This is a genomic window from Candidatus Latescibacterota bacterium, assembly GCA_020633725.1.
Lineage (GTDB): Bacteria > Krumholzibacteriota > Krumholzibacteriia > JACNKJ01 > JACNKJ01 > VGXI01.
In genome coordinates this window covers 105014-128958 of sequence record JACKDC010000002.1, presented here as the reverse complement: position 1 = coordinate 128958, position 23945 = coordinate 105014, and the positions used below count along the sequence as shown (strand labels likewise).

Genomic DNA, 23945 nt, shown 5'->3' with positions numbered 1-23945 from the left:
GCCGATCACGCGCGCCTCCTAGTCCCTGAGCGTGCGCCCGGTGCGGTGAAGGAAGACGTCCTCCAGCGTGGCGTGGCGGATCAGCCGCTCCGCCCGCGGAAAGGCCTCGGCGACGGCCTGCGCCACCACCGCGCCCTGGCGATCGTAGACGAAGAGGCGGTCGTCGGAGGACTCGCTCGGCCAGCCGCGCTCCGCCACGAAGGCCGTGAGCGCCTCGTCGGGTTCGAGCAGCTCCACCACCTCGCGGCCGATGGTCTCGGCGATCAGCGTCGCCGGCGCGCCTTCGAGCAGGATCTTGCCGCCGTCCATGAGGATCACGCGATCGCAGAGCCGCGAGGCCTCCTCCATGTAGTGCGTGGTGAGCAGCACGGCCGTGCCCGCCGCGCGCAGCTTGCGCACGCGCTCCCAGATGAGCTGCCGCGCCTGGGGGTCGAGGCCGGTGGTGGGTTCGTCGAGCACCAGCAACTCGGGGTGGTTGATGAGCGCACGCGCCAGCACGAGGCGCCGCTTCATGCCGCCCGACAGTTCGGGGATCTTCGCGCGGGACTTCTCGGTGAGCTGCATCAGGGCGAGCAGGGCATCCGCGCGCGCAGCCGCCTCGGCGCGCGGCAGCGCGAAGTAGCGCGCGTAGACGAGCAGGTTCTGACGCACGGTGAAGTCGGGGTCGAGGTTGTCTTCCTGCGGGCAGATGCCCAGCCGCGCCTTGATCGCGCGGGCCTCGACGCTGACGTCGAGGCCGAAGACGCGGGCTTCGCCAGCCGTCACCGGGCTCGCGCAGCAGAGCATGCGGACGGTGGTGGTCTTGCCGGCGCCGTTGGGGCCGAGGAAGCCCACGCACTCGCCGGGGCCGACGGCGAAGTCGATGCCGTCGACGGCGGTGAACTCGCCGAAGCGCTTGGTGAGGCCGCGGGCCTCGACGGGTTGTGCGATCGCGGCCACGCGCACCTCCTGGTCGCAGGGCCGCGAGGATAGCGGACCGAGCCAACGGGGTCTTGCGTTCTTTTTGACGATGCGCGGGCCCGCCCCCGGACCGGCATAGTACTCGCCGCGCATCCTCCTCGTCGGCCGGCTGGCGACGAGGCCGCCGATAGGAAACCCTACCTTCGCCAGACACTGACCCGGTCATACTCCAGGACGCCGGACGGAATCTCCGTCAAGCCGTCGCTCCACGGATAGTCTCCCCGAGGGGGTTGAGTCAGCTCGCGAAACCGGCGGGTAGCCGTCGAATCCGGGACCACCGCGATCAGCTGGAACTGCGCACCTGAGTCCACGTAGCCCCCGACTTCGATCAGCTGCGTCCAGTCCCCGCCCACCTGCGTGTCGGCGGGCTTGACGAACGGGTAGTATCGCTTGCGCGCGTTGTCGAAGACGAGAATCCAGATGCTCTCCCCGGCCGGCAGGCCCTGGGAAGTACCGCGGACAAGCGTCTCGCGTGCGATCGACGTCATGTCCGTCGGCGTGGAGATCTGAACCGAGACCGGAGGCGTGTACGCTCGACTCAGCGCCGCGACCTGTCCGCGAACTGCCTCCAGGTCTCGACGAACCGCTTGGAGCGAGTCCTGGGTAGCGACCAGCAGCCCTTCGATTCTGCTCTTGTCGACGTCGGCGAACGTACTGGAGCGAATCGTGTTCACCGTCCCGCTGAGCGTCCCCACCCAGATCAGCGCCGTGGCCGCCGCAGCGACCGCCGCCACGATGCTGCCGTTCTTCACCCACGCCCTCATTTTGCCTCCACGTCAGTCGGGGATCACATCCCCAGTCGGGCTGCGGCGAGTCGCCGCTGCCGTCAGCATCCCAGGGAGCGCAGCTTTCCCACCGCCGCTTTCGCAGGCGACCAGAACCAGCCCTTCGGATCCCAGCAACGAGCATGGTGAAAGCGTGCGGCTGCACGATAGGCCTCGCAGGCATCCTCATTGCGGCCGGACTTCTCGAAAGCCGTTGCACGGATGAAGTGGCAAGTCCCAACGTCGTTCAGGATTCCGTGGCTGAAGATCTCAACCTTCGTAGCATCGGAGACCCCGCCTTCCGGGGGCTCCGACACCCCGAGAGAGTCCAGCCTGCCCTGTTCCACCTCCGCCTGCCCCCCGAACTCGGCGATGCAGCTGTCGGTCAGGGCGATTGCTCGCTCGAAGTCGCCCCCGTCCAGGGCCTGCCAGGCGGTTCGCGCCAGCTGCGAGTTGAGGGGAAGTTCATCGGGTCCTGGTGATTGACCTGCCGCGAGGCAGGGCGCAAGGACCATTGCCAGCAGACTGAGCGCGCGGAATACGAAGCGGATTCGCATGACTTCTGCCCCCCTTGTCCAGTCGAGACCGGTCACCCGGAAGTCCTCAGGGACTTCCCCTTGCAGCCAGAGCATACGGAGGGGGCAGTTGCGAATCAATAGACTGCTACGTCTTCCGCTCCTTCTTCTCCGCGGCCGGGAAGAGCACGTTGTTGAGGATCAGCCGGTAGCCCGGCGAGTGCACGTGCAGGCTGAGGTCCGTGGGCGGGTCGCCCACGCGGTGGGTGTAGTCCTCGGGGTCGTGGCCGCCGTAGAAGGTGAAGGTGCCCTTGCCGCGCGAGCCGTGCACGTAGCGCACCTCGTCGGCGCCTTCCACCTCGCCGAGCACCGTGACGCCGTCCTTGAGGAAGCGCTTGTAGTAGCTCGTGGTCTGGCCCATGAAGCCCTCCACCACCGCCACGTGATTCTGGACGAGCATGGTGGGCACGGGATCGAACTTCGCCGAGAACTCGAAGAGCGTGAAGTAGTCGTTGCCCTGGCCGCGCAGGCGCGCGGTGTTGGTGGCGTCGATGTCGCTGAACTCGTAAACCATGGGATTGGTCAGCAGGTGGTAGTTCTGGAAGCAGAAGTCCTTGCCGTAGTCCAGGCGGCTCTGGCAGTCGGGGTCGGGCGGGTCGCCGTCGTACTCGCTGGCCACGATGTCCACGCCCTCGGAGGCCAGCGCGATGTCGATGGTGTCCGTCGCGCTGCACATGGCGAAGAGGAAGCCGCCGTTCTCCACGTAGCTGCGAATCGCCCGCGCCACGGCCTTCTTGTGCTCGCTCACGCTGGGATAGCCCGCGGCCGCGGCCATCTGCTCGGAGAGGCGCTTGTCCTTCTGGTACCAGGGCGTGTTGCCGTAGAGCGCGAGGAACTTGCCGTACTGGCCGGTGAAGTCCTCGTGGTGCAGGTGGAGCCAGTCGTAGTCGGAGAGCTTGCCGTCGAGCACTTCCTGGTCGTAGACGATCGTGTAGGGGATCTCGGCGTAGTCGAGGGACATCATCACGGCGTCGTCCCAGGGCTGTGCGGTGGGCGGGCTGTAGATCGCCACCTCGGGCGCCTTCTCCAGCACCACCTTCTCCATGTTGCTGCTCTCGATCGTGCCGAAGATCGACGCGCGCCGGCTCTCGCTGATGGGCTCCACCTTCACGCCCAGCCGCACGGCCTCCTGGCGGCCGAAGGCGCCGTCCTCGAGCAGAAAGCTGCCGCCGCGGTAGTTCAGCAGCCAGAGCACCGTCTGCTGCTGCTGCAGGCAATGGAAGGCCAACCCGTAGGCCTTGAGGTGGTCGGTCTGCTCCAGGTCCATGGGCACCAGCAGATCCGCGTGGACGCTCCGCGCCCCCAGTCCGAATCCCAGCGCCAGCAGCAGACAGGTCGCGGCCCGCTTCATCAGGCGTCCTCCCGCAGTCGATCCTGCAAGTCGCGCATCCCGGGCCGCAGGGGGAAGCCGGGGTGCTCCGTCATGACGCGCTCCAGCAGCGCGCGGGACTCGTCGAGCCGCCCGCGGCGGAAGGCAAGTCGCGCGGCCTGCTCCAGGGCCTGGGGGGCGCGGAAGTCGTCGGGATGCTCGTCGGCCAGAAGCAGCCAGCTCGCCATGGCGCCGTCGCCGTCGAGGGCGCGCAGCTGCAGCTGGCCGGCGCGATAGAGCAGCGGCGCGCTGGCCGGGTCCTCGGGAAACTCGGTGGCGAAGCCGAGCAGCGCCTTCGCCGCCGCAGCCGGCTGGTGCCGGAACTCGAGCGCGAAGGCGCTGGCCAGATGGCGCTGCACCGCCTGCGGCCAGGTGGCGCTTTCGGCGAGCAGCAGCGCGAGGTCGAGGGCGTCGTTGGCCAGCGACGCTCCCGGCGCGGCCTTGGCCAGCGCGGCGAGGCTGTCCTGGGCGGCGGCGGTCTCCCCCGCCAGCACCTGCAGCTCCGCCAGCCGGAAGGTGGCCAGCGAGACGAGTTCGGGCTGGTCGTCCTCGCGGCGCAGGCTCTCGTAGTGGCCGCGCGCCGCATCGAACTCGCCGGCGGCCATGAGGTTCTCGCCGAGCTCCATCTCGAGCGCCGCGTCGCTCACGCCCCCGCGCGCGCGGTCCGGCTCGAGGAACCAGGCGCGCAGAAGGCTGTCCGCCGCGGCGACCTCGCCGAGGCGGTCGCGCAGGAGGCGCAGCTCGTCCACCAGGGCGCGCGTGGCCCACTCGCTGCCCGGCTGCTCGCGGCGCAGCGCGGCGAGGAGGTCGCGCAGGGCGCTCACGTCGGCGGCGCTGGGCGTGTCGCCGGCAAGACGGCGCTCGCCATCCTCCTCGAGACGCAGCCGCGCGAGCTGGTAGCGCAGGCGCGCGCGCTGGAGGGCGTTGTCGGCCTCGTCGAGGCCGGCGGTGAAGAGGCGGTCGGCCGCGGCGCGGCGCCGTGCGGCATCGCCGCGCGGATCTTCGAGGCAGCGGATGCCGGCGTCGAGCAGCCACTCGGCGCGGACTTCTCCGGGCACCTTCGCGCGCAGCACCTGTTCGGCGTAACGGGTGTGATCGCCCACCGCCAGGTAGATCTCACGGAGCAGCGGGGCCAGGCGGTCGCCGCTGGGGCCGGCGGCGAGGCTGTCGGCCAGCGGCAGCAGGCTGCGCGGCTGCTCGGCCTCGCGGAGGAACTGCGCGGCGTCGTTCACCAGGCGCGCGCGCAGGTTCGCGTCGGTCAGGGACTCGCCGTCCCTCGCCACGAGGTCGAGGACCTTGCCGGGCGCCCCCTCCAGGTTGAAGAGCTCGAGCAGGCGGCGCATGAGGCGCAGGCGGCCGCGCGGATCGCTGGTGGGGACGGCGGCGAGGCCGTCGCGGTAGACGTCCTCGGCCATGTCTGGCCGCCCCAGGTCGAGCAGCAGGCTGGCGGCCTCCTCGTAGGCGCCGGCGCGCTTCTCGTCGCGGTAGATCGCGCGGGCCAGGTCGCGGGCCTCGTCCAGCCGGCCGGCGCGGAAGAGCGTGGTGACGAGCTCCGAGCGATAGCCGCTCGACTGGGGATAGCGCTCGAGCAGGCGGCGCAGGATCGCCTCCGACTCGTCGAACGCGCCGGTCAGACGGTCGGCCCGCGCCAGCAGCAACTCGAGCTGCGGATGGTCGGGGTGCTCGGCCCGCAGCTGCACGAGACGCGCCCGCGCCGCCGCGGGATCCTGTTCCGTCAGCCGCTGCAGACGCAGCAGCTCGCGCGTGAGGCGGATGCGGGCCTCGTCCGCCGGGGTCTCGCGCTGCGGGTCGCGGTCCGGGGAGACCAGCTGCGCGTCCGCCGCGAGCGGCAGCGCGAGGACGAGCGCGAGCGCGAGGCCCACGAGCCGCCGACGGGCCGCGCGGCTCACGGTGTGGCCTCGCCCTGCCCGCGCTCCAGCAGCGAACGGTAGTACTCCTGGATCAGCTCCTCGTACTCGGGCGGAGCCGCTTCGCCCTGGCCGCGGCGGATCTCGTCGCGTAGCTTGGCCAGGGGGTCGTCGCGCTTCAGGTCCTCGGGCCAGAGCGGCGCGAGCTCGTCGCCGGTTTCGCTCTGACGCTCGCGCTTGAAATCGCGGCGGTGGACGGAGCGCTGCGCGTCCAGCAGGCGCTCGAAGATCTTCTCCTGGCGGCGCAGGGTCTCGTCGTCGAGGCGGCCGCCCTCGAGGTCCTTCTCCACTTCCTTCATGTCCTCGACGATCTTGTCCATGCGGCCCAGCAGGCCGTCCTGATCGCCGTTCATGAGTTCCTGCACGCCCTCGCGGATCGCCTGCTGCTCGGCCTTCAGGCGCGCCATGCCCGCGCGCTCCTCCATGGACATTCCGCCCCCGCCCTGGGACTTGGCCTGCCCGCGGCTGTCGCGGTTGAGCTGCTCCTGGCGCTGCAGCATGTCCTGCATCGCCGCGCCCGGGTTCGGACAGCTGCCCGTGCCCGAGCCCTGGCTGCGCACGCCCTCGAGCAGCTCGATCACCGCGCCGTTGAGATGGGTGACGGACAGCCCGGCCTGCTGCAAGCCCACGGCGTGCTGGCCGGCCTCGAGTTCGGCGACGGAACGGCTCATGGCGTCCAGCGCGGCCTGGCTCTGCCGCATGGCCTCGCGGCTGACGGCGAAGGTCAGCTTGCCCGCCTCCACCAGGTCGTCGCGCACGTGCTCCATCGACTGGTAGAGGCCCATCTGGCGGCGGGCGGCCTCGCGCATGCCGTCGTCGCGGCGGCCCGAGCGCAGGAGACGGCTCGTCTCGTCCTCGTGCGCTTCCTCGCGCAGCGACAGCTCCAGCGCCTGCCGCGTGACGCGATCCACCGACTCCATGGAGCGCTGCTCCATCTGCGCATTCATGCCCGACTGGGCCTGGGCCAGCGTCCAGTAGAGCTTCAGGAGACGGCTCTCGGCCTGCTTCTGGCTCTCGCTCGCCTCGTCGTTGTCGCCCTTCTCCATCTGCCCCTGCGCCTCGTGCATGGGCTCGCTGGGATCCTGCTGGGACTGCGGCTCCGAGGACTGCTTCATCTCCTCGGCCTGCTCGGGGAACTCGTCGCTCATCTCCTCGGCGGTCTTCTGGATCTCGGCGAGCAGCTCCTCGGCCTCCTTGGCGAGATCCTCCTGGCGCTCGGCGAGCTTCTGGGCGTCCTCGTCGGCGGGCGTGTCGCCGTCCTGCCGCTCGCCCTGCTGCTGCTGATCCTGCTGCTCGCCGTCTTGCGCGTCCGCCTGCTCGCCGAGGGCGGTGGAGTCCGCCGCCTCGGCCGACTGCTGGGCCGCGTCCTCGGCCGACTCGGCGCCCGTCGAGTCCGGCAGCGCCTCGGTCTCGGCGCGCAGCTCCTGCTGGCGCTGGATCATCTCGTCCACCTGGCGCTGCAGCGCGTCCATCTTCTGGTCGCGCTGGAGCTGCTCCAGCATGGCCTGCGTGCGCTCGAGCTGCTCCATGAGCGCCTCGTGATCCATGCGGATGTCCTGCAGCTCCTGCGGCAGCGTCTCCGGGTTCATGTTCTCGAGCATCTCCTGGAAGCGCCGCAACAGGTCGCCGGCCTCGGTGTCGCGCAGCTCCTCCATGAGGTCCTGGATCTTCTCGAGCTTGTCGGCCATCTCCTGGCGCATCATCTCGTTCTCGGACAGCGACTCGCTGCGCTCGGCGAGACCCTGGTTGAGGTCGCGCAGCTGCTCGCTCATCTGCTCGAGGTTCTCGAAAGTCTTCTCGAGCTCCTGCTTGCGCTCCCAGTCCACGTCGGGGTCGGCGCGCAGATCCTCCTCGAGCTTGCGCATCTGCTCCTGGAGCTGCTGGCCCTTGTCCACCATCTCCTCGAGCGTGTCGTTGCGCTGCGCGTCCTCCTGCTCGATCTCGGCGTAGATCTCCGCCACGCTGGGCACGCGCAGGCGCTGCACGGCGCTCATCCCGCGGCCGGGCGTGCCGGGGTGGGTGTCTTCCACCTCCAGCCAGTACTCCACCACGTCGCCGGGGAAGAGATCCCAGCGCGCGCCGAGGTCCCAGGTCCAGTCGAGCGAGGCGCGGGGCTGGCCGGCGGCGTCGCCCAGCGGCAGCGCGGTGACGAGACTGTCGGCCTCGCCCCGCTTCACCGCGCGCAAGCGCAGGGCGGCCACGCCGTAGTCGTCGGCCGCGCTGACCTCGAGCGGTTGACGCAGATCGCGGTCCAGGTCGGCGTCGGGGCCCGGCGCCAGGATCTCCACCGTGGGCGCGCGATCCGGCAGGGCGGTCAGTTCGATGAGCGTGGGCGTCACGCTGCGCGTGCCCCGACGGTCCTCCATCCCCAGCCGCAGCTTGGCGTCCTCGCGCACGTCGAGCTCGCCGGAGAGCCGGAGCCCGCCGGCGTCGACGTCCAGCTCGAGGCTGTCCGCCGGACCGGCGCCGAGCAGCCATGCGCGGGCCAGGGGGCTCGAGGCGAGGCCGGACAGCGCGAGCCGCGATCCCTCGGGCACACGCAGACTGCCGCTCTGCAGCGTCAGCTCGCGCGGCGGCAGCTGGGTGTAGGCCGGCGCCGTGGCCGTGACGCGCAGGCTGTCGAGCATCGGCGGATGGTAGACGTTCACGCGGTAGGTCGGGCTCAGCGTGCGGCCGTGTCGCGCGCGGTAGGCGAAGCCCTGGTCCACCGACTCGCGGCGCAGCGTCCACGCGCCGTCGGACGCGCCCGGGGTCAGCGCGACGGGACGGAAGAGGTCGCCGGTCGCGTCGATCTCGAGAGTCAGGTCGCCGGGGAAGCGCCAGGGCAGGTCGCGCTCGCGCAGATCGAGCGTCAGGGCGCTGCCGGCGAGCAGGTCGACGTCGCCGGGCAGCAGCTCGAGCCAGGCGCGCTCCGCGTAGTGCTCCGGATCGCCGGGCGTGAGCAGCAGCGCCAGCGGACGCAGCCCGCCGCGCCCCGTTGGCAGTCCGGCGAGCAGAACCAGCGGAACCAGCGCGACGAGAGCGAGCCGCCCGCGCCGAGGCCACGGTCCCTGGCTGGGGTCGGGCAGCCCGGCGGCCGCGCGCTCCACCGCGCCGGCCAGCAGGCGGTCCATCAGCGCGGGCGAGTAGCCCTTGCCGTCGAGACGTCCCTCGGCCACGTCGGCCGCCGTCTCGATCAGCTGGCGCGTGTCCGCGGCCGCCTCGGCCTCGCGCAGCAGCGCGCGCGCGTTGGGCAGCCGCCGCCAGGGCCAGACGAACGCCGCGACCAGCGGGGCCAGCGCCAGCAGCCAGGTCGCGGTCGCCGCCGCGCGACCCGCTCCCGGTCCGGCCGGCAGCGCGAAGCGCAGGATCAGCACGGCCGCCAGCAGCACCGCCGCGCTCAGCGCCAGCGCCGGACCCAGTGCCGCGCGCCAGTGCGCCCGGCGCGCCCGCGCGAGCTCGCCGCGCAGCAGCGCCAGCAGTCGCTCGGAAGCGGCCGCGGGCCGCGGGGCGCTCACGACGCCGTCCGCGCCCGCGTCAGCGCGTAGTAGAACACGTTGATGGCCATCTTCATGGCCGCCTCCCGCTTGTCGGGGGGATCCTTGTGCACGTCGGCGTCCTCGATGCCGTCGCCGATGTCCGACTCGTAGGTGTAGAAGATCACCAGGCGCCCGTCGCGGAAGAGGCCCCAGCCCTGGGGCGGCTTGCCGTCGTGCTTGTGGATCTTGGGGACGCCGGTGAGATCGTAGAAGCTGTGGTAGATGGGGTGGTCCGCGGCCACGAGGCGCAGCTCCTCCTCGGGGAAGAGGCGCTTCACCATGCGGCGGAAGCTGGAGTCGAGGCCGTAGTTGTCGTCGCACCAGAGAAAGCCGCCGCGCTCGAGCCAGCCGCGCAGGGCCGCTTCCTCGTCGGCCGTCAGCATGACGTTCCCGTGCCCGGTCATGTAGACGAAGGGCAGGCGCTCGAGCCCGGGATCGGTGGCCTTGATGGCGGTGTCGTGCTCGGCGCAGTCGATGCCCGTACGGCGCTCGAACTCGCTCAGGAGATTGGGCAGGCTGCTGGGGTCGCCGTACCAGTCGCCGCCGCCGCTGTAGTGCAGGCGGCCGAGCTGGACCTGGTCGGGATCCGGCGCGGGCTGGGCGAACCCGCCCCCGGGGGCGGCGACGACGATCGCGCCCGCCAGCGTGGCGAGTACCTGAGCGAGGACGCGGTGCATGCTGCGGTTCCCGGGTGGCGCGTGAGGGTCTAGCTGCCTGAATGATAGCGCATTGCCTTGCAAAGACCCAGGAGCAGAATCGGTTCCAGGGGACGCGCGGCGACGATCGCGGGACCGTCGCGCATCCCGGACCCGGAACACGGGAACGCGATCGCCCCGGCGACACGCGCCGGGGCGATCCGCGAAGCCAGAAGCCCTGCCCTAGTAAAGGCTCTTGATGACGCCGAAGCTCGGCGGGTCGGGGGGCAGGCTCTCGTCGGGCACGGAGGTCGTCGTCTCCACGTGGATGAGCCCGGTCATGCCCACGGCGATGTGGAAGCGGCAGAAGTAGGGCTGATCGCCCGCCTCGGTGAACGTGTACGAGAAGACGGGATTGCCGGAGTCGAGGGGAGCGTCGAAGAGCGCGCCGGCCTGGGGATCGGACAGGTCGACGCCGCTGGTGACCGTGTGCAGCAGCGACCCCCAGTGCCACTCGACGGTGTCGCCGATCTGAATCGTGATCTCGCTGGGGTCGAAGGCCTGACCCAGAGCCGTCACCACGTGCGTCGCGGCCGGGGCGCCGGCGGGCAGAAGAGCCAGGAACAGCAGTGCCAGTGCGGGAATGCGTGTTCTCATGCGTGACCTCCCGAGGGGTGGCGTGAGGTGGGAGCGATGGCGGTCGTCCGATTGGGCTGGCCGGACTCAGGAAAGTCCGTGCCCGACCGAAGTCTAGCACATCGCGACAGCATGTTCACGGATTCCTGAAAATGGAGATTCGGAGCCTGGAAACCGTGACCGCCCACGCGCTCGCGGACGGTCACGGCCCGGACTCCGGGCGAGCAGGAAGGCTCCGCCGGCGCTAGACCGCGGCCTTCTCCCCCACCACGGCCGACAGGATCTCCACCACCTGCTTCAGGTCCTCGACCTGGCTGGCGACGTCCCGCGTGGCCGACTGCACCCCCGCCGACGCCGCGGCATTGGCCTGGGTGACGTTGCCGATGTCAACCAGCGCCGTCGCGATGGAGCTGAGCCCCGTGGCCTGCTCGGACGTGGCCGCCGTGACGCGCTCCACCAGCTCGCTGACGTCGTTCACCGCCGTCACGATCCCCTGCAGCAGTTCGGACAGGTCGCGCGAGGTCGCCACGCCACGCTGCGTGCTCTGCTGCGACTCGGCGATGAGCTGGCTCGTCTCCTGCGCGGCCTCGGCGCTGCGCTTCGCGAGCGTGCGCACCTCCTCGGCCACCACGGCGAAGCCCTGCCCCGCCTCGCCGGCGCGGGCCGCCTCCACCGCGGCGTTGAGCGCCAGCAGGTTGGTCTGGAAGGCGATGGAGTCGATGGACTGCACGATCTTGACGGTCTCGTCCGCCGTGCGCTTGACCTCGTCCATCTCCTTCCACATCCGCTGCATGGTGCTCATGCCGGCCTCGGCGTCGGTCCGGGCCCCCAGGGCCATCTCGCGGACCTTGCGCACGCTCTGCACGTTGCTGTCCGTGCTGGAGCTCAGCTCCTGCAGCGAGGCGGAGATCTCCTGCAGGTTGGCCGCCTGGACCGTGGCGCCCTCGGTCGTGGAGTCGCTGGTGGCGATCAGGTGCTCGGAGGCGTGGCGCAGCGTCTCGGAGCCGCCTTCCAGACGCGCCACCGTCGTCTTGATGGGCGGCAGGATGGCGCGCATCGTGTAGTAGGACAGGCCCAGCAGCAGCAGCAGGAAGACGATCGTGAGCAGACCGTTCAGCTTCTGCGTCCTGATCTGCTCGTTGCGCGCCAGGCTGAAGGAGCTGCTGATGTCGGCCTTCTGCGCCTCCCGGAACTGTTCCAGGCGGTCGTGCACGGCGTTGTACTGCTCGGTCATGCGCTTGAGCCGGCCGAGCAGGTCCGTGTCCATGGTGCCATCGATCATGCGCGACGCCGTGTCCGACGCCAGCTCGAAGTAGCTCTGGTACTCCTCGGACAGCGAGGTGAGCTGTTTCGCGTCGAGCACGGGATTCGAACGCTCCGCGTCCAGCCGCGCCACGAACTGCGCGCTGATCTCCCGCGCCTGCTCGAGCTTCTGCTCTTCGCTCGCCGCCACCGCGTCCTGAAGCGAGTGCTGCAGCTCCGACAGCAGCTCGCTCAGGTCGCGGCTCAGCTCGACGGCGGGGAATGACCCCTGTTCGATCCGTGCGAGCTGCTGATCGTTGCGCTTGCCGGCGACGAACCCGCCGACCAGGATCGCGACGAAGGCGAGACCGGCCAAGGCCGGGATGAGAGACATCCGGAACACGAGCTTCATGGCCACTACCCGCCTTTCTTCAGCGTCCTGTTGCTACTGCGTGACCGTCAGGGCTTTCACGCCGTCGAGCTTCGCCTCCGCGGAGACGTAGCCCACGGCGCCGACATTCTGCTTGACGAAGGCCACGACGGCCTCGTCGCCAGCCAGGATCTCCGGCGGCACGCCCGCCCCCGAGAAGACCTGCTGCTGCCAGTAGCTGTTCACCGCGCTGGGCGTCTTGCCCAGCACCTTGTCGGTGAACGTGCACCGCGGCAGGGCGTTCGGCGCCTGGTCCACGGGGACGACCGCCGTCCCGTTCTCCCACTTCGTGGACTTCTTGAGGAACAGCTTGGTGAGCTCCGCCGTCGAGATCGTCGTCACGCCCTGCGACGCGTTGACGATGACGACCACGCCGGACAGGTCGACCGACTCCGCGGCGACGCTGCCCACCGTCGCGCCCAGCATCAGGGCGGCGACGGCAACTGCGAACAATGACCGGCTCATCGTGGTACCCCCTTGATGAGTACGTGGGCCGCCCTAGAGGCCGAACACGTAGGAAATGTCGAAACGGACTTCCGAGTACTTCTCGTTCTTGCCGTTGAACTTGTACATGTGCGTGCTGCCGTCCAGCTTCAGCGCCACCTGCGGCACCGGCCGGAAGATGAGACCCAGCGTCGCCTTGTTGAACTTGCCGTCGTCGGCGACGCCCGCCTCGTTGTCGCCACCCCAGGTCTTGGCGGCGATGGTCTCGGGATTGGAGTACCAGTCCCACTGCATGTAGGGCACCCACTCGCCGGCGTTGCTCGTGAAGGAGTAGCCGCTGCGCAGGTACCAGGTCTTGACGTCGAACTTCACCGGGACGCGCACGTTCGTGTCGTCCGGCGCGCGGGTGACGTCGAGCAGGAAGCGGTCGAGCTGGGCCTCGTTGACGCCGGCGCTGTTCACGACGTCGACCACCAGGCTCGCGTCGCGCACGGCGTCGTGGGGCGACTGCCAGTACTCGAACTGCACGATCCACGACTTCGCGTTGAGCTGGGTGTAGCCGCCGAAGACCTTGAAGTTGTCCTCGGCCATCCAGGGCAGGATGCCGCCCTTGGGCGAACCCTCGCCGGGGCTCTTGTCCGGCGTCAGCGCGCCGTTGGACGAGTAGAGCGACGTGCCGAAGGTCAGCTGATCGTTGCCCGTGCTGTAGCGCAGGTCCAGGCAGAGCGGGTAGACGTCCAGCACGGGCTCGCCCTCGCCGTTGTCCATGGACAGCGTGTAGCGCAGGGAACCGTCGCCCAGCTCGCGGCTGCCGTAGGCCATGAGCTGCGTCGTGCGGGACACCATGAGGTGGTCCGCGTCGAAGAGCTCCGGCGCCTCGATGCCGATGTACATGGGCACGGCGTCGAGGATCTCGTTGTAGAGGCCGAGCGTGCGGTAGATCTTGCCGACGCGCAGGTTGAAGGCCGAGTTGAAGCTGTACTCGCCCCACATGTTGCGCACGTCGAGCGTGCCGGCCCCGGAACCGTTGATGTTCAGGAAGGCCTTCACGTTGTCGTTGACCTGCTGCTGGAACATCAGGTTCAGCGAGGGATGGCTCCAGGCGCCCGGTGCGTCCAGGTAGACGGTGTTGCCGCCCCCGTCGAGGCCGGGCTCGCTGAAGGTCCGCTCGTAGCGGGACGAGAAGTAGCCGTACTGGCGCAGGGGCGCCGCGGTGACGTCCGCGACCATGCCCGCCAGCAGGGCGATGACGACCAGGAAGGTCCAGGAGCGAACTCGCATGTCACCCCTCCTTGTTGGGGCGTATGGGTAAACCTGTTCCGCCCGAAAGCGGAGTGTGCTCTCGGGTATCGGCGGCTCGCCCCGGGCCTTTACTACATTTTCGTATTTCGGGAGAATCTGTGAGGAATGGCGGGGCGCGGTGGCGCCCCATCGACCCTCACCGTCGCGGGCCCCTCAGGCGCCGGGCAACTCCAGACGGGCCACGGCCCCACCCGCGGGGTGATTCTCGAGGCGCAGGCGGCCGCCCATCTCCTCCACCAGCTGGGCGCTGATGGCGAGACCGAGGCCGGTGCCGCGGGTCTTGGTGCTGAAGTAGGGCTCGAAGAGACGGTCCAGCGCCTCGCCCGGGATGCCCGTGCCGAAGTCGCGCAGCAGAACGCCGGCCAGCCCCTGCGCGTCCTCGGCGGCGAGCGACACCTCCAGGCGCCCCGCCCCTTCCATGGCCTCGCGCGCGTTCTCCACGAGGTTGAGCAGCACCTTGCGCAGGGCCTCGCGGTCGGCCCGCACCGGAAGCGACGCCGGACCCTGCCAGTCCACGTCGAGGGCGTCGCGGTAGGGCGCGAGAATCTCCCGCAGGAGCGCGGCCGCGTCCACGCGCTCGGCGGTCAGCGCCTGCCGCCGGCCGAACTGGCTGAACTCGGAGGCGATGTTGCGCAGGATCTCCACCTGCTCGGCAATGCTCGACAGGCTCTCGTCCAGGATGCTCGCGAAGTCGTCGCGGCCGTCGCGCCAGGCGCGCTCCACCATCTGCGCGGAGAGCTTGATGGGCGTGAGCGGGTTCTTGATCTCGTGCGCCACCTGCCGCGCCATCTCGCTCCACGCCGCCAGCTTCTGGCTGCGGATGAGCTCGGTCACGTCCTCGAAGACCAGCACGCGCTCGCCCGACGGATCCGCGTCGGCCATGCGCAACGTGCGCGCGCCCTCCGGATGCTCCAGGCGCAGCTCGCAGGCCGGACCGCGCAGCCCGTCCGGATGCTCGATCAGGTGACGGAACAGCGCGCCACGGTCCAGCCCCGCCGGCGGCAGGCCCGCGAGGACGTCCAGCGCCAGGCCGTCGACGGGTTCGTCCCCCAGGGCGAGCAGACGGCGGGCGGCGCCGTTGGCGGAGACGAGCCGCCCCGCGGCGTCGAAGGCGAGCACGCCGCTGGCCACGTTCTCCAGCACGTTCTCGAGGAAGCGCTGGCGATGCTCGAGCGCGCCGCGCGTGGACTCGAGGCCCTCGGCCATGCGGTTGAAGCTGGACATGAGCTCGCCGATCTCGTCGGCGCCACCGGCCGGCAGCCGCGCGCCGAGGTCGCCCGCGCTCAGCCGGCGCACCGCGAGCTGCAGCCGCCGGATGGGCAGGAAGACGCGCCCCGCCAGGAAGCCGCCCAGCCCCAGGGCCAGCACGAGCAGCAGCGCGATCATGCTGAAGACCAGCGAGCTGCTCTGCTGCAGTCCGCCCGCCGGCGCGTCGAGGCCCGCCACGTCGAGGCTCGAGAGCAGCGCGACGGGATTGCCGAGCGCATCGTCCAGCGGCAGCGTGGCGCGGCCGAAGCGGAGGTCGGCGGCGCGGTCGAGGTCCTGGTGCTGATCCGCCCCGGCGGCCATGGCCGCGACGGTGCTCGGGTCCAGCATCGGCGACTGGTAGCCGAGGCCGAAGAGCGCGGGACGTCCGCTGTGCAGCAGCGCGCCCGCGGCGTAGAGGTTGAGCTCGCCGCCCACCACCTCGCCGAGGTCGTCGAGCAGCCCGCCGTCCAGGGCCAGCCGATAGTAGACGGAGAAGGACACCCGCCGCTCTCGATGCCAGAGCTCCATGGGCAGCAGCAGCCCCGCGTGCACGCGGCGCCCCTCGCGCTCGTAGACCACGCGCCCCGGCGGCAGCACGGCCAGGAAGGAGTCGCTCTGGGCGGGCGACCAGTTGCGCAGGCTCTCGTCGAGCAGCAGGGCGCCGTCGCCGTCGAAGATCATGATGCGGTTGTGCTCGAGGCTGCCGATGTCGCGCACCGTGGGCGGGAAGTCGGGCACCACGAAGTTGCGGACGTACTCGCTGGCCGCGAGGTCGCGGGCGTCCTGGCGGACGCGGTTCTCCAGCGAGCGGCGCGCGGCGCGGACGCGCTCGAGGCTGGCGCGGAGGCTGGCCGCGTCCTGCTGCGCGCGGATCTGCCGCCCGGCGATGAGACCCGTGAGCACCACCGGCAGCAGCGCCACCAGCAGGAAGGCGCCCAGGAGACGGTGCTGGAAGCCCAGACCCCGCGGCCCCACCAGGGGCGGCAGCGTGCGCCGCACGAGCTCCACGCGCGAGAAGAGCAGGTCCAGCAGCAGCAGGACGAACAGCGCCGCGAGGTAGAGGAAGAGGCGCAGGCTCGCGGCGAGCAGGCGCTGCGGCAGCGTGGCCGTGGCGGGAAAGCTGGGCGGCGCGCGCTCGGCGCGAAGGCGAAGCACGAGCGTGCCCAGGGGATGGCCCGGGCCGTTGCTCAGCGCCACCTCGCCGCTGACCAGCGGCAGGGAGTCCGGACCCGCCTCGGCCGCCGCGCTCTGCACCGCCACCGACAGGTCCGAGCGATCCGGCGCCATGGCGGCGCGCCCCACGGGCAGAGGCAGCTCGACGCCCTGCTGATAGCGGCCGCGCAGCCGGCCGCGAGCGTCGAAGAGCTCGAGGGCGCCCCGCTCGCCCAGCGCGTCGAGGCCCGCGCTCTGCCACGCGGCCAGCGCCAGCCAGGCGCCGCTGCCCTCGGCCAGGGCCAGGTCGCGCCGCAGCGCCGGTTCGCGTCCCAGGGTGAGCAGGGTCTCCTCGACCTGCTGGGGCTGCCAGAAGCTGACGCCCGTCGCCTCGGCCGCCGCCGGCGCGAGGTCGGCGCGCAGGTCGCGGCGGGCGTGTTCGCGGGCGCCGTCCACGATCAGCGTGACGGCGAGGATGACGAAGACCACGTGGAAGAGCAGGCCGGTCAGGCGCGCGGCGGCGCGGCGGAAGCCCCAGGCGACGGGGAAGAGCAGCAGGAGGGCGAGGGCCGTCTCGAGGCCGCCGAGCCAGGCGGCGAGGGCGAGCAGCGGCAGGCTGGCGACGAGACGCGCGGCCCGGCCGAGGGCGAGACGTCGCCAGGCGAAGTTGGCCGGCACCAGCAGCAGGCTGAGCAGGAAGATCGCGGCGAAGAAGAGGGCGAGGTCGAAGCCCAGCACGGCGGGGCGGTCGAGGCCGGTGGCGCCGAGCAGCGACCCGGTGCTGTTCGCGTAGACCAGCCGCGCGAAGGCCCCCGTCACCAGCACGGCGGCCAGCGGCGCCAGCATGGCGAAGAGGCCCAGCAGCGGGCTCGCGGAGTGGGCCGGGGCGGCGGGTTCGTCGTCGGCGCGCTCGTCCTCGGGATGCAGGTAGGGCCGCAGCACCAGGAGCAGCACGCCCAGCGCGGCCAGGGCGCTGAGCAGGAACTCGCCGGGGCTGTCGAGGAGGCGGCCCGGGACGTCCAGCGCGAAGTCGCGCGGACTCCAGAACTCGCCGTCCAGCAGGCTGCCGGGCAGGCCGCCCCAGCGCAGGGCCAGGCGCAGCAGCAGGGCCCAGCCCCCGATGACGAGCGCCCGCGCGACCAGCGGCAACCCCTCCGGGCGGCCGCGGCGCAGGCGCGCCCGCAGCCAGAGACCGCCGACGAGGACGAGTAGCGCCGCCCCCGCGCCCAGCCAGCGGCGGCGCGCGGCGTCGCGGACGCGCTCGAAGTCCTGGGCGCTCGGCCCCTGGAGACGCAGCTCGAGCAGGGCGCGCCCGCCCTGCGCCAGCACCCAGCTGCGCGAGAGGCCCAGCAGCGTGGTGCCGCGGACGGGCTGCTCGTCGCGCCAGACCGGGCCGGCCGACGCGCTGTCGGCCGCGCTCGCGGCCAGCGTCGGCAGCAGTTCCAGCGCGAGCCCCGGCGGCGGCGCGAGCAGCACGGGCAGTCCGCCGTGCGCGCCGGGCAAGCGCTCGGCCAGCGGCAGATCCAGGAGCAGGTCCAGGCCGGAGCCGCCCAGGGGACGTCGCAGGCTGAGGAAGCGGTAGACGCCGAAGCTGCGCAACGCCAGGCCGGCCCTGCCCGCGGGAGGCGCCTGCTCGTCCAGCGGCACGGGCCGGCCCACCCAGGCCAGGGGCTCGTCGCCGTCGAGGAGCTGCGCGCCGAGGGGCAGGTCGAGCAGCTGGGGCCGGGCGCCGATCGTCCGCTCGAGGAAGGCGAAGGACGCGCCGTCGCGCGTCAGGCTGTCGCCGGCGGCCTGGACGAGGGCGTCGGCGCGCGCGTCGAGCGCGGTCAGCGCCGAATCCACGCGGGCGCGGAGCTGCGCGCCGCCGTCGGCGAGCGCGGCCTCGCCGGCCGTCGCCCAGTCGCGGACGTCGTCGCCGGTCGCGGGCGCTTGCGCGCGCGCGGCCGACGCCGCGAGCAGCAGCAGCAGGACAGGCCAGAGCGGCAGGCGCTGTCTGGGCGCGCTCAGGGACAACGCAGCCCCTCCAGTCGCCAGTCGCCCGCCTCCAGGCGATAGACCGCGACGAAGCGGCGTCGCGCGGGCAGGCCGGGGGCCACGGGCACGTCCATCTGATCGAAGGCCACCTGGGCGCGCGCAGCGTCGGGCGACAGCCGCGCCGGCCCGATGCGCAGCTCGCCGCCCGACGCGGGGAGCGCGGCGAAGTAGTCGCGCAGCAGGACGCGGGCCTGGGAGTGGCCGCAGCGGGTGGTGGGCAGATCCTGCGCGGGGACCTGGAGGCGAACGCGTCCGGCGGCGAACTGCGCCGCCACCTGGCCGACGTCGCCGGCGGCCAGCGCGACGGCCAGGGCCTCGATGCGCGGTGGGAGGCCGGGGACGTCCTCCAGGCTGCGGCGCCAGAGCTCGGCGCGCGGCGACTGCGCCGCGGCCGGGGCGGCGAACCAGAGCGGCAGCGCGGCGGCGAACGCGAAAAGCCAGGGACGGAGGCGCATGGCGCGATCCTAAGGAGGCCGTCAGGTGCGCGCCAGCAAAAAGGGGGCGCCGTGTGGCGCCCCCTGGGGTTCGTAGGCTGCGCGCGGCGTCAGGCCGCGGCGAGCTTGCGCGCGCGCCGCTTGCGATCGGAGGCGTGCCACTCCACCAGGATCGGGCTCGCGATGAAGATGGAGCTGTAGGTACCCACGATGATGCCCACCAGCAGGGCGAAGGCGAAGTCGTGGATCACGGCGCCGCCGAAGATGAACAGGAAGAGCACCACGATCAGGGTGGTGCCGCTGGTGATGATGGTGCGGCTCAGCGTCTGGTTGATGCTCGTGTTGATCACCTCGTCGTAGACGTCGTCCCGCCGCCGCGCCTTGAGATTCTCGCGGATGCGGTCGAAGACCACGATGGTGTCGTTCAGGGAGTAACCGACGATGGTGAGCAGGGCGCCCAGGATCGTCAGGTTGATCTCCTTGTTCAGCAGGCTGAAGAAGCCCAGCGTGATCACCACGTCGTGCACCAGAGCCATGATGGCCGCGATGGAGAACTTGAACTCGAAGCGCCAGGTGATGTAGACGATGATCCCCAGCAGCGAGTAGAGGATGGCCCACAGGGCCTGCCGCCGCAGCTCGTTGCCGATCTTGGGACCCACCTTCTCCTGGCTGATCTCGACCACCGGGTTGTCCGCGAACGCGCCGCGGATGCCCTCGGCGAGCTTGCTCTGGATGGCGTCGCCCGTGGCGTCGTCGGAGACGCCGGTCATCGCGTCGGCCACCGGCAGCACCACGAGCACCTCGTCGGGACGGCCGAAGTCGGAGACCTGGCCGCCGCTGAAGCCCATGTCGTTCACGGCCTGCCGCACGTCGCCCAGGTGCACCTCGTTGGTGAACTGGATGATGAACTTGTAGCCGCCCTTGAAGTCGATCCCGTAGTTGGGACCGCCCTTGATCACGAGGCTGGCGACGCCGATCAGGATCACCAGCAGCGAGAGTCCCATCATCAGCCGACGGTGCGGGATGATGCGATAGTTCGCGTCTTGGAACATGTGTAGCATGTCAGTTCCTTGCCTTTCCGTCGCCTAGATGCTCAGGGTTTCGATGTGACGCCGCATGATGATCGCGTCGAAGATCGCGCGACTCACGACGAGGGCCGTGTACATGCTCGCGATGATGCCCAGGGACAGGGTCACCGCGAAGCCCTTGATCGGGCCGGTGCCGAAGATGTAGAGCACGACGGCCGTGATCAGGGTGGTCAGGTTGGCGTCGAAGATCGTGGAGAAGGCCCGGTCATAGCCGGCCTGGATGGCCCGCCGCACCTTGCCCTCGCGGCCGCCCGCGCGCAGCTCCTCGCGGATGCGCTCGTAGATGAGCACGTTCGCGTCCACCGCCATGCCGATGGTGAGGATGATGCCCGCGATGCCCGGCAGCGTGAGCGTGGCGTGCAGGTAGGCCATGGCGGCCATCATGATGAAGAGGTTCAGCAGGAGCGCCGCCGTCGCGATGAGCCCGCTGCCCCGGTAGTACAGCACCATGAACAGGATCACGGCGAGGAAGCCGATGATGCCCGCCCGGAAGCCCTGGGTGATGGAGTCGTGCCCCAGGCTCGGGCCCACCGAGCGCTCCTCCTCGATGTGCATGGTCGCCGGCAGGGCGCCCGCGCGCAGGAGGATGGCGTTGTCCGTGGCGTCCTCGGCGCTGAAGCGGCCCGTGATCACGCCCGAGCCGGCGCCGATGCGGCTCTCGATCTCGGGCGCCAGGAAGACCTGGCTGTCGAGGATCGTCGCCAGCTGGCGGCCCACGTTGCGCTCGGTGACGCGCGCGAACTCGTTGGCGCCGGCGCGGTCCAGCGTGAAGGCCACGCGGTAGAAGCCGGGGCGGTCGTTGTCGGGCTCGGGGGTCGCGCCGGTGAGCCGCTTGCCGTCCAGCTCCACCTTCGAGCTGAGGTAGTAGAGCAGGCGCGCCTTGCGGCCGCTGGCGTCGGTGACGTCCTTCGCCCCCCACAGGAACTCGTAGCCCTGCGGGATCGCCGCCTGCACGGCGGGCTCGGCGAGGTAGTCCTTCACCCGCTGCATGTCGTCCTTGTAGATGAAGATGCCGCCGCCCTGGTAGCCGCGCATCAGCGACAGCAGACCCGAGGGCTCCTCGCCGGGGCTCTCCTCGGCGCCGTTGGCGCCGCCGGCCAGGAAGTCGATGGTGCTGTCGCCCGCGGCCGCGCTGGAGTCCGCGGCGGCCATGTCGCCCGCGGACTTCTCGTCGCCCATGGCGCCCGGCATCGACGCCTGTACCTGGATCACCTGGTCGATCTTCTGCAGGGTCGAGAACAGCTCGCCCTGCTGGGCCACCAGCTTCATCTCGAGCAGCGCGGTGGTGTTGATGAGCCGCGTGGCGCGCTCCACGTCCGGCAGGCCGGGCAGCTGCACCACGATGCGGCTGTCGCCTTCCTTGGTGATGGACGGCTCGGACACGCCGAACTGGTCCACGCGGTTGCGGATCACCTTGATGGCCTGGTTCACCGTGTCGGCGTGCTTGTCGTCGGGAACGCCCTCGAGGTCGACGTCGAGCACGAGATAGGTGCCGCCCTGCAGGTCGAGGCCCAGGCTCAGCGACTTGTCGAGCAGGCTGTTGAACTTCTTGGGGTTGTCGTGGCGCAGGGCGTCGAGGGCGTCGTCGCTCATGCTGAAGTACTTGAAGCTGGGATACAGCAGCCACAAGCTCAACGCCAGCACGACGAACATGCTGTAGAACTTGATCTTCTGATTGCGGGACATGCCTCACCTCCGGGAGGGGCGCGCCCTCCTCAGGGTTGGGGATTCGTTGGGTGAGCGCGTGAGCGCTCGCGGGATCCGGAGCGGGCCGCCTAGCGGGCGACCTTGGTCCAGCGCTCCAGATCCGCGTAGAGCTGCTCGAGGGGGATGGGCTGGAACCCGCGCCGCCAGGCCGTGCTGCTGGCCAGGAAGAGCGACGAGTTCTTCTGGTAGGGGAAGACGTAGAGCGCCTCGCCCTTGGGATTCCAGGTCCCCGGCTTCGAGAATGTTGGATCCTTGTTCCCGAAGCAGAGCACGCGATCGCCCTTCTTGAAGGCGGCGCGGTTGAGGGCCTGGACAGCCCAGCGGTAGGGGTTGCCCCGCTGGATGAAGGTGATGGTCTCCCCGTCCGGCTGCCCCTTGAACACCTTCTCGGGCTTCACCTGGACGTAGTAGAAGTCGCTGGCCTGATCGTCGCCCTGGTGGCTGTCGGTCACGGTGCCCGTGATGACCAGATCGGACCGGCGGGCCTGCTCCTCGATGCTCACCGCGCGCAGCAGGCCGCGGATCTCCTCCAGGAACGCCGACAGCGCCTGCGTGCGCTGCGTGGGCTCCTCGGCGGTGGGCATCTCCTTCCAGAACTTCGTGACCTCCCCGTCTTCGGAGACGGGGTAGTAGCAGAGCTCCGTCGGCAGGACGAGCGCGTTGTCGAAGCGCAGGTCGCGGTCGAGAAGCACCAGGCAGCGGTCGCCGGGCTTCACGTCCTGGTACGGCTTGGTCAGGGGCAGCATGCGGAAGAAGATGCGATCGCTCTGCTCCTGCCCGGGGCGGTCGGTCCGCAGGAAGCTCTCGACGCGAAGCCAGACGGCCCAGTTGCGGCTCTTGTCGGTCCCCTGGATCTCCTCGTAGGACTCCACCTTGCCCAGCACGACCACGGTGGCGTTCTGGATGCGGCCGTCGTGGGCGGCCTTGGTGTAGTTCACGAGCTGGTAGGGGAAGACCTGGAGCTGGTCCTCGGGGCGCAGCATCTCCTCGCGGGTGAGGACTCTTCGCTGCACCTGGCCCGGGGTTTCGACGGGGCGGGGAGGAGGTTGCGCCGCCACGCTCTGCGCCATGCCGGTCAGCAGCAGGGCGAGCGCGCAGGTCTGCCGAAGTGTCCGCGGGCGAATCATGGAGCTCCTGGGGGTTCGAGGCAGCGGTGGGGCTGTCCCAACTGCCGGAAGGGCAGAAAGATAGCAGACCCCCTCGCCGAAATCAATGCGGGCCGGTACGCCGCGGGCGCGGGGGCGCCGGGTCGCTGGCGTCCAGGCTCGCGAAGAGCTGGGGCACCGTCACGAAGCGTAGGCCGTTGTCCCGCAGCCGGGGCAGCATGACCTCCAGGGCGGCCAGGGTCTCGGAGCGGGGATGACAGATCACCAGCGCCCAGCCCCGGCGACGGGCGGTTTCCGCCGCCTCGGCCAGGTTCTCCATGATGCCGGCCTCGTCCTCCTCCTCGCCGTCGAGGAAGAGGTCCACCCGCAGGGCGGGCTCCTCCCGCTCCCGCGCCAGGGTGTAGATACAGCTCCGGGAGGCCGTGTAGGAGTCCACCACCAGAAGCTGCTCGCGGTCGGCCCAGTCGAGCACCTCCCCCACCAGCGTGGGGTCCGTGCTGGCCTTGCTGCCCATGTGGTTGTTGAAGCCGTCGAGGTGATCGAAGTTCCGCGCCATCGTGGCCAGGAGATCGGCCACCGAGTCCGGCCCCATGCGCGTGAAGAGCGCCAGGGGTCCCGGGTCCTCGGCCGGGTAGTCCTCGGGCTCCATGGGCAGGTGCAGGAAGACGGCGTGCCCGCGCCGCCGGGCTTCCCGCTCCAGGCGGCGGCTGCTGCCGAGCCCCGGCAGGACGGACACCGTGATCGGCTCGCCCAGGTCCAGGATGCCCCGCGCCACGCGGCCGTAGTTGTGGCCGAGGTCGTCCACGAGGATGGCCAGGCGCGGGTGCGCCTCGTGCAGCGGCGGGTCGCCGATGGGCGGGTAGACGGTCAGCGTGGCCCGCGCCTCGCGGCGGGGCCCCGCGGCCAGGACGTACTCGAGCTTGGGGCGGGCCGACGGGCCGTCCTCGGCGCAGTCGAGGATCTCCAGGCCCGCGTCCAGGAAGATGCGGCTCAGCCAGCGGTTGGCCGTGATGGGATGCAGGCGGTCCGGACAGCGGAATTCGAAGTGCGGCATGTGCTTCGCGCCCGCCCGGCGGCCGATGCGCGTATTGGGCACGCCGAGCTCGCGCGCGCCGAGGACCACGGCTTCGTCGAGCTGCTGGGCCGGCGTGAGTCCGCGATCGGGCAGCCGCTGTCCGGGGCTCGTGGTGGTCAGCCACAGGTCCACGAGCCGCTCGCGAAAGACGAGCCCCAGCGCCAGCAGCAGCACGATGGCGCTGAGGGGGACGAACGCCCGGGCGAACCAACGCCGGGAGCTCTTGCGGCTGCGTCGCTTGCGGGCCACGGGTACCTGGAGGGCTGGAGTGACGTCGCCCGGCGCCGGCCGAGAGCGG

The 23945-nt window shown here is 70.9% G+C and carries 17 protein-coding genes; all 17 read right to left on the bottom strand.

The annotated features are described in order from the left end of the window. Positions 1-18 precede the first annotated feature (18 nt). The 17 genes from H6693_05085 to H6693_05005 all read right to left on the bottom strand — a co-directional run bounded on the left by H6693_05085 (position 19) and on the right by H6693_05005 (position 23896). Positions 19-1053 carry an ABC transporter ATP-binding protein gene (locus H6693_05085; protein MCB9515544.1) on the bottom strand — a complete coding sequence of 345 codons (1035 nt, stop codon included), beginning with the start codon at positions 1051-1053 and terminating at the stop codon, positions 19-21. A 44-nt stretch (positions 1054-1097) separates the two neighbouring features. Further along, positions 1098-1712 (bottom strand): hypothetical protein, encoded by a 615-nt coding sequence (locus H6693_05080; GenBank protein MCB9515543.1) that lies wholly within the window; start codon positions 1710-1712, stop codon positions 1098-1100. A gap of 74 nt (positions 1713-1786) precedes the next feature. Then, on the bottom strand, positions 1787-2281 hold the full coding sequence (locus tag H6693_05075; protein MCB9515542.1) for a hypothetical protein: 495 nt from the start codon (positions 2279-2281) through the stop codon (positions 1787-1789). A gap of 106 nt (positions 2282-2387) precedes the next feature. Next, positions 2388-3650, bottom strand: coding sequence for an asparagine synthetase B (locus tag H6693_05070; protein ID MCB9515541.1), 1263 nt, complete (start codon positions 3648-3650; stop codon positions 2388-2390). Further along, positions 3650-5578 (bottom strand): tetratricopeptide repeat protein, encoded by a 1929-nt coding sequence (locus H6693_05065; protein ID MCB9515540.1) that lies wholly within the window; start codon positions 5576-5578, stop codon positions 3650-3652. The genes H6693_05070 and H6693_05065 overlap by 1 nt, the downstream gene beginning before the upstream one ends. Further along, positions 5575-9093 (bottom strand): DUF4175 family protein, encoded by a 3519-nt coding sequence (locus tag H6693_05060; protein ID MCB9515539.1) that lies wholly within the window; start codon positions 9091-9093, stop codon positions 5575-5577. Before H6693_05060 ends, H6693_05065 begins: the two co-directional genes overlap by 4 nt. Next, entirely contained in the window at positions 9090-9791 is a 702-nt protein-coding gene (locus tag H6693_05055; GenBank protein ID MCB9515538.1) for a DUF4159 domain-containing protein, read from the bottom strand. Before H6693_05055 ends, H6693_05060 begins: the two co-directional genes overlap by 4 nt. Positions 9792-9992: 201 nt before the next feature. Beyond that, positions 9993-10406: a hypothetical protein gene (locus H6693_05050; GenBank protein MCB9515537.1), complete on the bottom strand. Its 414-nt coding sequence runs from the start codon at positions 10404-10406 to the stop codon at positions 9993-9995. Positions 10407-10629: 223 nt separating this feature from the next. Further along, on the bottom strand, positions 10630-12039 hold the full coding sequence (locus H6693_05045; protein ID MCB9515536.1) for a hypothetical protein: 1410 nt from the start codon (positions 12037-12039) through the stop codon (positions 10630-10632). A 33-nt stretch (positions 12040-12072) separates the two neighbouring features. Next, entirely contained in the window at positions 12073-12522 is a 450-nt protein-coding gene (locus tag H6693_05040; protein MCB9515535.1) for a substrate-binding domain-containing protein, read from the bottom strand. Positions 12523-12555: 33 nt separating this feature from the next. Continuing rightward, on the bottom strand, positions 12556-13782 hold the full coding sequence (locus tag H6693_05035; GenBank protein ID MCB9515534.1) for a hypothetical protein: 1227 nt from the start codon (positions 13780-13782) through the stop codon (positions 12556-12558). A gap of 174 nt (positions 13783-13956) precedes the next feature. Beyond that, positions 13957-18216 (bottom strand): HAMP domain-containing protein, encoded by a 4260-nt coding sequence (locus H6693_05030; GenBank protein ID MCB9515533.1) that lies wholly within the window; start codon positions 18214-18216, stop codon positions 13957-13959. After that, complete coding sequence (locus tag H6693_05025; protein MCB9515532.1) at positions 18207-18692, bottom strand: hypothetical protein; 486 nt, start codon at positions 18690-18692, stop codon at positions 18207-18209. The genes H6693_05030 and H6693_05025 overlap by 10 nt, the downstream gene beginning before the upstream one ends. Positions 18693-18781: 89 nt before the next feature. Next, on the bottom strand, positions 18782-19723 hold the full coding sequence (gene secF, locus H6693_05020) for a protein translocase subunit SecF (protein MCB9515531.1): 942 nt from the start codon (positions 19721-19723) through the stop codon (positions 18782-18784). A gap of 33 nt (positions 19724-19756) precedes the next feature. Continuing rightward, a complete protein-coding gene (gene secD, locus H6693_05015) occupies positions 19757-21445 on the bottom strand; it encodes a protein translocase subunit SecD (protein ID MCB9515530.1) in 1689 nt (562 codons plus the stop codon). A gap of 89 nt (positions 21446-21534) precedes the next feature. After that, entirely contained in the window at positions 21535-22593 is a 1059-nt protein-coding gene (locus tag H6693_05010; protein MCB9515529.1) for a hypothetical protein, read from the bottom strand. An 82-nt stretch (positions 22594-22675) separates the two neighbouring features. After that, positions 22676-23896, bottom strand: coding sequence for a divergent polysaccharide deacetylase family protein (locus H6693_05005; GenBank protein MCB9515528.1), 1221 nt, complete (start codon positions 23894-23896; stop codon positions 22676-22678). Positions 23897-23945: the final 49 nt, after the last annotated feature.